This window comes from Pseudomonas sp. W22_MBD1_FP4, assembly GCF_052113765.1.
GTDB lineage: Bacteria > Pseudomonadota > Gammaproteobacteria > Pseudomonadales > Pseudomonadaceae > Aquipseudomonas > Aquipseudomonas sivasensis.
Genome location: NZ_JBGQOI010000047.1, coordinates 1 through 11,290 on the forward strand (window position 1 = coordinate 1; position 11,290 = coordinate 11,290).

The window sequence follows — 11,290 nt, forward strand, 5'->3', positions numbered from 1 at the left end:
GTAGCTGAAGGTGGCTCGGATCGTCTGATGGAAAACCGCGTAGCTGAAGGTGGCTCGGACCGTCTGATGGAAAACCGCGTAGCTGAAGGTGGCTCGGATCGTCTGATGGAAAACCACGCATAACCCGCCCTGTTCGAGGGCACCCCCAAACCGGCCTGATCAGCCGGTTTTTTTTCGTCTATTAAAAAGTGCACTCAACTCGCAAACACTTGGGGTTGCGTCGCTGCCGACTCAGATAATGCTATTTACTGATATAAAATCACAAAATAATTCTATTTTTTAATAATTAGGTTAGAACCAAACGGCATTTTACAGCGGCCGTCGCGGCCCCTACCTTGGACGAGCATGACCGACCCCCTGCCCGGCGGAGGTACACACTCCCTACTCGACAAGGACAGACCATGAGCATCGAATTCATCGGCTATATCGGCGGCCACCATGCATCCGAAATTCATCCACGCAGCGGCCCGACCCTGCAACCGGACTACGTGGAAACCGTGGCCCGCGCCCACGAGGAGGCCGGCTTCGACCGCGCCCTGGTGGCCTTCCACTCCAACAGCCCGGACAGCACGCTGATCGCCTCCCATGCCGCCAGCGTCACCCGCAAACTGCAATTCCTGATCGCCCACCGCCCCGGGTTTGCACAACCCACCCTCGCCGCGCGCCAGTTCGCCACCCTGGATGTGTTCAACGGCGGGCGCACCGCCGTGCATATCATCACCGGTGGCGACGACCGCGAACTGCGCGCCGATGGCAGCCATATCGGCAAGGACGAACGCTACGCACGGACCGACGAATACCTGAGTGTGGTGCGACAGGAATGGACCAGCGAACAGCCCTTCGATTTCACCGGCACCTACTACCAGGTCGAAGGCGCGCACTCCACCGTGAAGTCGCCGCAGCAACCGCATATCCCACTGTACTTCGGAGGGTCTTCTCAGGCCGCGATTGAAGTGGCGGGCAAACATGCCGACGTGTACGCACTGTGGGGCGAAACCTACGAGCAAGTGCGCGAGATCGTGACTCAGGTCCGGGCCGAAGCAGCCAAGCATGGACGCACGATTCGCTTCAGCCTGTCGCTGCGACCGATCCTCGCCGAGACCGAAGAGCTGGCGTGGGCACGCGCTGACAGCATCTTGCAACAGGCCACCGAGTTGGCAGAGAAGAATGGATTTGTGCGGCGTGAACCGCCGAATGAAGGCTCGCGTCGGCTACTCGCAGCGGCGGCACAGGGTTCCCGGCTGGACAAGCGTTTGTGGACGGGGATTGCGGGGTTGCTGGGCGCACAAGGGAACTCAACCTCGTTGGTGGGCACCGCCGAACAAGTGGCTGAAGCGCTGGTGGATTACTACGACCTCGGCATCACCACCTTCCTGATCCGTGGGTTTGATCCGCTCAATGATGCGATCGACTACGGCAAGCGGTTGATCCCCCTCACCCGCCAACTGATTGCACAACGCGAGCAGGCCAAACAGGTCGCGTAAGCCAGAACACGGCAAAACCAATGTGGGAGGGGCGGTGCGATGATTCGACTCGCCCTCTCCCACATGCCTATCTTCATTAAGCTCAGGATCAGTTCTTGTAGTCGGTATCGCTGCGTTCCAACTGCCGAATCAGCGCATTCCAATGCCGCGCCACGCCCGGCCCCTCGCCGCTGCTATGCGCCTTGGCCTGTTCTTCAACCTTCGCCACTACCTCCTGTGGCGGAAAGACCAGCTCAGCATTCCCCGCCGCTTGCGCCGCGATCTGAATATTGCACGCACGCTCCAACCCTTGCAGCTGCTGGAAGGCATGTTCGACGCTGATACCCGCCGTCAACAGCCCGTGGTTGCGCAGGATCATCACGCTCTTGTCGCCCAGATCCGCCACCAACCGCTCACGCTCGTCCAGGTCGAGGGCGATGCCTTCATAGCCGTGGTAGGCCACTCGCCCGGAAAAGGCGATGGAGTGTTGGGAGATCGGCAACAAGCCGTCCTTCTGCGCGGACACCGCAATACCATCGCGAGTATGGGTGTGCAGCACCGCTTGCAAGTCATGGCGAGCGCCGTGGATGGCGCTGTGGATCACGTAGCCGGCGTAGTTGATACCCAGGCCGGTGGGGTCGTCGACGATCGTACCGTCGAGGTCGACCTTGACCAGGTTGGAGGCGTTGATTTCATCGAACAACAGGCCGAAGGCATTGATCAGGAAATGCTCCTCCGGGCCCGGTACACGGGCGGAGAAGTGGGTGTAAATATGATCGGTCCACTTGTACAAGGCCGCCAGGCGGTAGGCGGCGGCCAGTTTCACGCGCACTTCCCACTCTTCTGGCGTGACGCGTTGACGAACGTTGTTGGAGACGCTGGAAATCGAGGTGACGCTGCTCATGGCAAAACTTCCTGGATGGCCTTAAGGACTTCCAGGCAAGCCTAGGGGATGCTCAAAAATAATAAAAAGCACATTTTAATCTAAGCTAATTATTATTTTTTTTCATATCAAGCCGCATCCCGAATCTTGTGCAACGACGCCGCCACCCATTTGCCAAACGCATCCACCGGCCCTTGCAGGTTGCCGAGGAAATGCGGGTAGATGAGCCAAAGGTCCATCACCGGTTTGAAGTCCTTGAGCGGCATTACCGCCAATTGTTCGCGGTGAGCGCTGCGCTCCAGCAAGGGACGCGGCACCAGGCCCAAGCCCAGGCCATCGGCGACCAGACCCAATTGCAATTCAGTGCCGAAGGTTTCCAGGTTGACCCGCAGCGCCAAGCCCTGATCGGACAAAGTGCGTTGCAACCCGGCACGGAACCCGCAGCCATCCGGGTTAAGAATCCACCCGTTCTGGTACACATCCGCCAGCTTGCAGGGTTTTTTCGGCAACTGCGCCTTGGCGCACACCACCACCAACTCCATCTTGCCGATAGACTCGCCAACGATGTTATCCGGGAAGATCTTGCCTGCCGGGAACAATGCCGCCGCCGCATCCAGTTCGCCCCGTTCAATCTTGCCGACCAACTGGCTGCCCCAGCCGGTCGCGACCTGGGCGCGCAGTTCAGGGTACTCAGTGCGCAGCAGCTTCAGCGCGTCCAGCAGCACTACATCGCCGATGGTCTGCGGCACGCCCAGGCGCAGTACGCCGGAGGGGGGTGCGTCGGTGGCTACCAGCTCACGCAAGGCATCCATCTCGCGCAGGATCAACCGGCATTGTTCATATACGCGAGTACCGATCAACGTCGGTTTGAGGGGCTTGGTGTTGCGGTCAAACAGCTCCACCCCCAGCGCCTGCTCGAAGTTCTGCACGCGGCGAGTAATGGCCGGCTGGGTCAGTTGCAACGACTCGGCGGCATGGCTGATGGACTGGCAACGAATCACTTCGACAAAGGCATCGATATCGTCAATTTTCATTTGGGCCGCACATAGAGAACAGTCATTAAGATGTCCGCGAAGCATAGTTGCAGGAACGTTATCTGAATAGCCCACGCTGTGATCGATAACGTCTAACGCTATACACGCCGGTTCTAAATTACCTTCAGCTATAAGCTAATCATTAAAAAATAGCATATTAACTATAAACATTATGCTTAGATAAACCCATCAACACCGACTGATGGAATTGCCATGAACCAGGCCCGACACCCCGAGAGACTCAGAGCCTTCATTGGCGCCCTGGCGGAACTGATCGTCGGCAATCCGCGCGAAGGCGACCTGTTGCACCGTGGCGGCAAGCTGCTCGCGCAACTGGTCAGCCATGATGACTGGCTCCCCGACGAATTCGCCCAACCCAACCCCGAGCGCTACCAGCAATTTTTGCTGCACGCCGATTCGCGCCAGCGCTTCAGCGTCGTCAGTTTTGTCTGGGGTCCGGGGCAGACCACGCCGATTCATGACCACCGGGTGTGGGGGCTGATCGGCATGTTGCGCGGCGCGGAGTTTTCCCAAGGGTTTGAACGCGCCCCCGACGGCAGCCTGGTCGCCGAAGGCAAGCCTATTAAGCTGGTGCCGGGCCAGGTCGAAGCCGTATCGCCCAAGGTCGGCGACATTCATCAGGTCAGCAACGCCCACAGCGACCAAGTGTCCATCAGCATTCACGTGTACGGCGCCAATATCGGTGCGGTACGCCGTGCGGTGTACCAGCCCGACGGCAGCGAGAAACTGTTTATCTCCGGTTATTCCAACGCCTTCCTCCCGAACATCTGGGATTTGTCCAAAGAAAAGAGCCCTGCCCTATGAGCACCGTACCGACCCGCAATTTCGCCCAGATTCGCCAGGCCCTGTTGGACCATGCAGAAGTCGCCCTGATCGACGTGCGCGAAGAAGCGCCGTTTGCTGAATCCCACCCGCTGTTCGCGGCGAATATCCCGCTGTCCAAGCTGGAGCTGGAGGTGTATTCGCGCATTCCACGGCGTGATACCCAGGTCACCGTCTACGACAACGGCGAAGGTCTGGCCAGCCGCGCCGCCGAGCGCCTGATTGCATTGGGCTACACCCAGGTCAGCCTGCTCGAAGGGGGCCTCAATGGCTGGCGCAGCGCCGGTGGCGAGCTGTTTATTGACGTGAACGTGCCGAGCAAAGCCTTTGGCGAACTGGTAGAGAGCGAGCGTCACACGCCGTCCCTGGCCGCCGAAGAAGTGCAGGCTCTGCTCGACAGCCACGCCGACGTGGTGGTGCTCGACGCCCGCCGCTTCGACGAATACCAAACCATGAGCATTCCCAACAGCATCAGCGTGCCCGGTGCCGAACTGGTGCTGCGCGCCCGTGAACTGGCGCCGGATCCGGCCACGCGCATTATCGTCAACTGCGCCGGGCGCACCCGCAGCATCATTGGCACCCAGTCGCTGATCAATGCGGGCGTGGCCAACCCGGTATCCGCACTGCGCAATGGCACCATTGGCTGGACCCTGGCCGGGCAAACACTCGCCCACGGCCAGGCGCGACGCTTTGCCCCAACCTCGGAAGAACATCGCCAGGTCGCCGCCATCGAGGCACGCCGCGTCGCCGACAAAGCCCGCGTTGGCCGTGCCACCCTGGACGATCTGCACGCCTGGCAGCAGGAAACCACTCGCACCACCTACCTGTTCGATGTGCGCACCCCGGAAGAATTCGAAGCCGGTCACCTGCCCGGCGCGCGCTCCACCCCCGGCGGCCAATTGGTCCAGGAAACCGATCACGTGGCCAGCGTACGCGGCGCACGCCTGGTGCTGGCGGATGACGACGGCGTGCGCGCCAACATGTCCGCGTCCTGGCTCGCCCAACTGGGCTGGGACGTGCACGTGCTGGACGACCTTCAAGCGGCGCACTTCAGCGAAAAAGGCGTCTGGGTCGCCCCGGTGCCCACGCCACCCCAAGCCGAACTGATCAGCCCGCACACCCTCGCCGACTGGCTGGCCCACGGCGACACCGTGGTGCTGGACTTCACCGCCAGCGCCAACTACGTCAAACGCCACATCCCCGGCGCCTGGTGGGCCCTGCGCGCGCAACTGCCCCAGGCCCTCGCCAAAGTGCCGACCGCCGAGCGCTACGTGCTGACCTGCGGCAGCAGCCAACTGGCGCGCCTGGCGGTGGCCGAAGTCGAAGCCATCACCGGCAAGCAAGTGTTCCTGCTGCAAGACGGCACGGCAGGCTGGATCAACGCGAAATTGCCCCTGGAAGAAGGCGAAACCCACCTGGCCTCACCACGGATCGACCGCTACCGCCGTCCGTACGAAGGCACTGACAACCCCAAGGAAGCCATGCAGGCATATCTGGATTGGGAGTTCGGTTTGGTTGCCCAGTTGGCCCGTGATGGGACCCATGGGTTCTACGTGATCTGATCATCCAACACACCTGCCTCTGAATGGGGGCAGGCTTCACCGACCCCTTTCCAGGCGGAGGTAACCCACACCTTTTTTGATCTGCCTGGAGCCTCTATCCCATGGTCTTTACCACCCCCTTCAAGCGCCTGTTCCTGGGTACTGCCCTGGCCCTTGGCCTGGCCACCAGCGCCCACGCCGCCGACCTGCAACCACTGCGGGTGGCCAATCAGAAATCGACGATCAAGACGCTGCTGGAAGTGTCCGGCGAAACCAAAGACGTGCCCTATGCCATCCAGTGGTCGGAGTTCCCCTCCGCCTCGCCCCTGGGCGAAGCCCTGAATGCCGGCGCGGTGGATGTCGGTGCCTTGGGCGATGCGCCTTACGTGTTCGCGCTGGGCGCCGGGGCGTCCTTAAAAGTGGTCAGCATCATCCACGCCGAAGGGCGCAACACCACCGCGCTGCTGGTACCCAAGGACTCGCCAATCAAGACGGCCGCCGACCTCAAGGGTAAGAAAATCGTCACCGGGCGTGGCTCCATCGGGCATTACCTGGCGATCAAGGCGTTGGCCAGCGCGGGCCTGACCAGCCAGGATGTGCAGTTCATCTTCTTGTTGCCCGCCGAATCCCGCTTGGTGCTGGATAACGGCACCGCCGATGCCTGGGCAACCTGGGACCCTTACACCACCGTGGTGACCTCCCAAAGCCAGGCGCGAATCATCGCCAGTGGCAACACGCTGTTGAGCAACCACCTGTACCTCGCGGCCACCAGCCAGGCCATTGCCGACAAGCGCACGCAGCTGGACGACTTTGTCGCCCGCGTCGATCGCGCCTACGCCTGGGCCAATACGCACCCCAACGAATACGCCGCCGCCCAGACCAAAATCACCGGCCTGCCACTGGCCGTGCATGTGGCGGTGGCCAAGGAAACCCGTCTGAGCCCGGTATTGATCGACGACAGCGTGATCAGTGGCCTGCAAACCACCGCCGACACCTACCAAAAAGAAGGCCTGCTGACCAAACACATCGACGTGTCACAGGGCTTCGACAAAAGCTTTAACGCCAAGCGTGCCCCCAACAACCAAGTCTCGCGCTGAAGGAACAGAACATGAGCCAGCCACGTCAACTAAAACCACGCCATTTAAAACTGGGTGCCATGGTCCACGGTGTCGGCCACGGCTGGGGCGAATGGCGCCACCCGCAGGCCCAACCGAATGCCAGTACGAATTTCGGCTTCTACAAGCAGCAGACTGAACTGGCCGAAGCTGCCAAATTCGACTTTGTGTTCATCGCCGATAGCCTGCATATACACGCCAAATCCAGCCCCCATTACCTCAACCGTTTCGAGCCGCTGACGATCTTGTCAGCCCTCGCGGCATTGACCACCCATATCGGCCTGGTCGCCACCGTGACCGTCAGCTACACCGAGCCCTACCAAGTGGCACGTCAGTTCGCGTCTCTGGACCATATCAGCGGCGGCCGCGCCGGATGGAACGTGGTCACCTCGTGGCTCAGCGGCACCGCCGATAACTTCGGCAAGGCCGAGCACCCGCCCCATGCCGTGCGCTACCGCATCGCCAAGGAACACCTGAACGTGGTCAAGGGCCTGTGGGATTCCTGGGAGGACGACGCCTTTGCCTACAACAAGCACAGCGGCGAGTTTTTCACCCCGGACAAGCTTCATGCGTTGAACCACAAGGGCGAGTTTTTCTCGGTCAAAGGCCCGCTGAACATTGCGCGTTCGCGCCAGGGCCAGCCCGCAATTTTCCAGGCCGGCACCTCGGAAGACGGGCGTAACTTTGCCGCCGAACATTCCGATGCGATTTTTGTGCATGTGGAAAGCATCGAAGAAGGCCTGGCCTACTCCCAGGACCTCAAACGCCGTGCCAAAGGCTTTGGCCGCGATGCCGACAGCCTGTCGATCCTGCCGGGCATCCGCCCGATTGTCGGGCGCGACGAGGCCGAAGTGGAAAGCCGCTACCAGCAGGCCGTGGAGTTGGTCACCGTGGAAGACGCCATCGTCGCCCTCGGCCGCCCGTTCAACGACCACGATTTCAGTAAATACCCCCTGGACGAACCCTTCCCGGAACTCGGCGACCTGGGCTCCAACAGCCAGAAAGGCGGCTCCGATCGCATCAAGCAACTGGCCAAAGACGAAGGCCTCACGCTGCGTGAAGTGGCCCTGCGGTTCTCGCGGCCCAAGCGTGATTTTGTCGGCACCCCTGAGCAAGTCGCTGATGCGATCCAGACCTGGTTCGAGCGCGGCGCCAGCGATGGCTTCATCGTCAACTCGGTGCTGCCGGATGGCTTGCAGTACTTCACCGAACTGGTGGTGCCGGTGCTGCAACAGCGCGGCCTGTTCCGCACCGAATACACCGGGCAGACCCTGCGCGACAACCTGGGCCTGGACGTACCGGTCAACCGTTACAGCGTCGAGGTGCAAGCGCCGCAGGAGGCATTGGCATGAGCGAATCCCTTAACCGTCAGTTGGCGGCGCTGCACGCCGAGCGTGTAGCGACCTGGGCCCCGGCGGCGTTACAAGTCAATATCGACCAGCGCCAGCGCCTGGTGGATGAAGCGCGGGTAGACGACTACGTGCAGGTCGGTGATGAGCTCGACCCGTTTACCTTGCTCAACGTCGAAGGCGGCGAACTCAACCGCGAGCTGCTGTTGGCAGACGGCCCGGCGGTGCTGATCTTCTTCCGTTTTGCCGGCTGCCCGGCGTGCAACATCGCCCTGCCCTATTACGAGCGCCAGCTGTACCCACGCCTGCGCGAATTGGGTGTACCGCTGGTAGCGATCAGCCCGCAAGTGCCGGAACGCCTGGTGGAAATCAAGACCCACCACGCGCTGCAACTGCTGGTCGCCAGCGACCCGGATAACAACCTCGGGCGGCGCTTGGGGATTCTCTACAGCTTCGATGAAGCCTCGCGTAACGCGGCATTGGCCAAGGGCAATCACATCGGTGAAACCACCGGTACGGGGACCTGGGAGTTGCCCCAACCGACCGTCGTGGTGATTGCCCAGGACGGCACGGTTGCGTTCGTAGACGTTAGCCCGGATTGGCTGGTACGTACCGAAGCCGAGCCGGTGGTGCAGGTGGTGGAGCGCTTGTTGGGCCAACAGCCTGTGCGCCTCGCCATCTAAGCCAAAAATCCTTTGTGGGAGGGGCAAGTCGAATCGTCGCGCCGCCCCGCCCACATTTTTGACCGAGTACATTCTTATGACCCAACCGTCTCTACGCTCCGTGGAAGTCGCCAATTTCGAAGCCTTGCTCGAACGCCTCACCACCGAGCTGGCCAGTACCGCGCCGCAGTACGATGACAGCGGCGCCTTCCCCCACGCCAACTTCCAGCTATTGCATGAACACGGCCTGGTCGCCCTCACCGTGCCCAAGACCCTGGGCGGCGGCGGTGCCAGCCTGCCTCAGGCGCGCAAGGCGATCAGTGCGATTGCCAAGGGCGAGCCGTCCACCGCGCTGATCCTGGTGATGCAATACCTGCAACACACACGCCTGCAAGACAGCAAAACCTGGCCCCAGCACCTGCGCGTGAAAGTCGCCGAAGACGCAGTGCGTAACGGTGCGCTGATCAACGCCCTGCGCGTCGAGCCCGACCTCGGCACCCCGGCCCGTGGCGGCCTGCCCGCGACCACTGCGGTGCGCACCGCCGAAGGCTGGCGCATCAGTGGGCGCAAGATCTACTCCACCGGCAGCCATGGCCTGAGCTGGTTCAGCGTGTGGGCGCGCAGTGACGACGCCGACCCGCTGGTGGGCGCCTGGCTGGTGCCCAAGGACAGCCCCGGCGTGAGCATCATCGACACCTGGGACCACCTCGGCATGCGCGCCACCTGCAGCCATGAAGTGGTGCTCGACAACGTGCTGGTGCCGCTGGACCACGCCGTCAGTGTCAGCCCTTGGAGCGCACCGCAGCCGGAGTTGGATGCGGAGGGTTTCCTGTGGATGTCGGTGCTGCTCTCGTCGGTGTACGACGCCGTGGCCCAGGCCGCGCGGGACTGGCTGGTGAACTGGCTGGAAGAACGCACGCCGTCCAACCTCGGTGCGGCGTTGTCGACCTTGCCGCGCTTTCAGGAAACCGTCGGGCATATCGACACCCTGCTGTTCGCCAACCGCAGCCTGCTCGACGCCGCCGCCGACGGCCACACCCCGGCCGCCAACGCCGCGCAGTTGAAGTACCTGGTTACCCACAACGCTATTCGCGCGGTGGAACTGGCCATTGAGGCTTCCGGCAACCCTGGCCTGTCGCGCCATAGCCCGCTGCAACGCCACTACCGCGATGTGCTGTGCAGTCGCGTACATACCCCGCAGAACGATGCGGTGCTGCAAGGCGTCGGTAAAGCCGTGTTCGCCCAACGCCAGAAGGAACGCGCATGACTCACGTGATTATTGCCAGCCAGTTGGACGAAGACTACAACGACGTGATCCGCGCTCGCCTGCGCACGGTCCACCCCGAAGCCCAGGTGATCGGCGTTCCGGTGGGCGTGCCAAGCGACCTGCCGCCCCAGGCGAATATCCTGTTGCTGCGTCCGATCAACGTGCGCGGCTACACCGCCCCGGATACCCCGCCGCCAGGCTGGCCCTACGGCGCGCAATGGGTGCACTTGGTCTCATCGGGCATCGACTTCTACCCGCAATGGCTGTTCAACGGCCCGCCGGTGACGACCTCCCGGGGCAGCGCCGCCGACAACCTGGCCGAGTTCGCCCTGGCGGCGATCTTTGCCGCGTCCAAGCATTTGCCGGATATCTGGGTGAAGGATTCTCAGTGGAATTTCACCCCGCTGCGTCCGCTCAAGAGCACCACATTGGGGATTCTCGGCTTTGGTGCGATTGGTGAACGCCTGGCGCAGAAGGCTCACGCGCTGGGAATCAAGGTGGTTGCGCTGCGCCAAAGCCCGACACCGTTCGGGATCGACGGGGTCGAGGCGGCCAGGGACATCCACGACCTGTTCGCCCGCGCCGACCACCTGGTGCTGGCGGCACCGCTGACCGAGGCTACGCGCCATATCGTCGATCGGGACGTGTTGGGCAGCGCCAAGCCGGGGCTGCATTTGATCAACATTGCGCGCGGGGGGTTGGTGGATCAGGAGGCGCTGCTGGAAGCGCTGGATAACGGGCAAATCGGCCTGGCATCGCTCGACGTGACCGAGCCGGAACCGTTGCCGGATGGGCACCCGTTGTATACGCATCCGAAGGTGAGGTTGTCGCCGCATACGTCGGCGATATCGACCGATAGCCGTAATGAGATTGCTGATACGTTTTTGGCGAACCTGGAGCGTTATGTTTTGGGTGTGGAATTGGTGAATCTGGCTAATGGGTGATGCCGTTTGAGTGAGGGGTTTGTTTGGGTTGCGGTTTGTTGGGGGGACATATCCGTTTCTGCGGTCACGGCGGGTATTGGTTCCGCCCTTACGGCGGGCCACTTTGGAAAAGAGCCCCAAAGTAACCAAAGGGCTCTTGCCCCAACACTCGGCACCTCGCCTAGGCTCGGTGTGCCCTCACTCCGGCTT

Annotated in this window: 10 protein-coding genes; 8 read left to right on the forward strand and 2 right to left on the reverse strand. The window is 61.9% G+C overall.

The window, feature by feature from the left end; translation table 11 throughout:
• Positions 1 to 401 precede the first annotated feature (401 nt).
• Entirely contained in the window at positions 402 to 1,484 is a 1,083-nt protein-coding gene (locus ACEN2T_RS29650) for an LLM class flavin-dependent oxidoreductase (RefSeq protein WP_442117970.1), read from the forward strand.
• Positions 1,485 to 1,572: 88 nt separating this feature from the next.
• Here ACEN2T_RS29650 and ACEN2T_RS29655 read toward each other — a convergent pair whose 3' ends face one another.
• A complete protein-coding gene (locus ACEN2T_RS29655; protein ID WP_032886594.1) occupies positions 1,573 to 2,367 on the reverse strand; it encodes a class II aldolase/adducin family protein in 795 nt (264 codons plus the stop codon).
• 107 nt (positions 2,368 to 2,474) lie between these two features.
• The gene (locus tag ACEN2T_RS29660; RefSeq protein ID WP_032886595.1) at positions 2,475 to 3,380 is read right to left on the reverse strand and encodes a LysR family transcriptional regulator; all 906 of its coding nucleotides are present in this window, start codon (positions 3,378 to 3,380) and stop codon (positions 2,475 to 2,477) included.
• A 213-nt stretch (positions 3,381 to 3,593) separates the two neighbouring features.
• On the opposite strand from ACEN2T_RS29660, the gene ACEN2T_RS29665 reads away from it, so the two are divergent.
• The 7 genes from ACEN2T_RS29665 to ACEN2T_RS29695 all read left to right on the forward strand — a co-directional run bounded on the left by ACEN2T_RS29665 (position 3,594) and on the right by ACEN2T_RS29695 (position 11,101).
• Positions 3,594 to 4,205 carry a cysteine dioxygenase gene (locus ACEN2T_RS29665; RefSeq protein WP_442117971.1) on the forward strand — a complete coding sequence of 204 codons (612 nt, stop codon included), beginning with the start codon at positions 3,594 to 3,596 and terminating at the stop codon, positions 4,203 to 4,205.
• Positions 4,202 to 5,785 carry a rhodanese homology domain-containing protein gene (locus ACEN2T_RS29670; RefSeq protein WP_442117972.1) on the forward strand — a complete coding sequence of 528 codons (1,584 nt, stop codon included), beginning with the start codon at positions 4,202 to 4,204 and terminating at the stop codon, positions 5,783 to 5,785. The genes ACEN2T_RS29665 and ACEN2T_RS29670 overlap by 4 nt, the downstream gene beginning before the upstream one ends.
• 101 nt (positions 5,786 to 5,886) lie before the next feature.
• Complete coding sequence (locus ACEN2T_RS29675; protein WP_032886599.1) at positions 5,887 to 6,861, forward strand: ABC transporter substrate-binding protein; 975 nt, start codon at positions 5,887 to 5,889, stop codon at positions 6,859 to 6,861.
• Between the two features lie 11 nt (positions 6,862 to 6,872).
• Entirely contained in the window at positions 6,873 to 8,231 is a 1,359-nt protein-coding gene (locus ACEN2T_RS29680) for an LLM class flavin-dependent oxidoreductase (RefSeq protein ID WP_442117973.1), read from the forward strand.
• Positions 8,228 to 8,911: a peroxiredoxin-like family protein gene (locus ACEN2T_RS29685; protein ID WP_095184524.1), complete on the forward strand. Its 684-nt coding sequence runs from the start codon at positions 8,228 to 8,230 to the stop codon at positions 8,909 to 8,911. The genes ACEN2T_RS29680 and ACEN2T_RS29685 overlap by 4 nt, the downstream gene beginning before the upstream one ends.
• 76 nt (positions 8,912 to 8,987) lie before the next feature.
• Positions 8,988 to 10,157, forward strand: coding sequence for an acyl-CoA dehydrogenase family protein (locus tag ACEN2T_RS29690; protein ID WP_442117974.1), 1,170 nt, complete (start codon positions 8,988 to 8,990; stop codon positions 10,155 to 10,157).
• The gene (locus ACEN2T_RS29695; RefSeq protein ID WP_442117975.1) at positions 10,154 to 11,101 is read left to right on the forward strand and encodes a D-isomer specific 2-hydroxyacid dehydrogenase family protein; all 948 of its coding nucleotides are present in this window, start codon (positions 10,154 to 10,156) and stop codon (positions 11,099 to 11,101) included. The genes ACEN2T_RS29690 and ACEN2T_RS29695 overlap by 4 nt, the downstream gene beginning before the upstream one ends.
• The last annotated feature ends 189 nt before the right edge of the window (positions 11,102 to 11,290 follow it).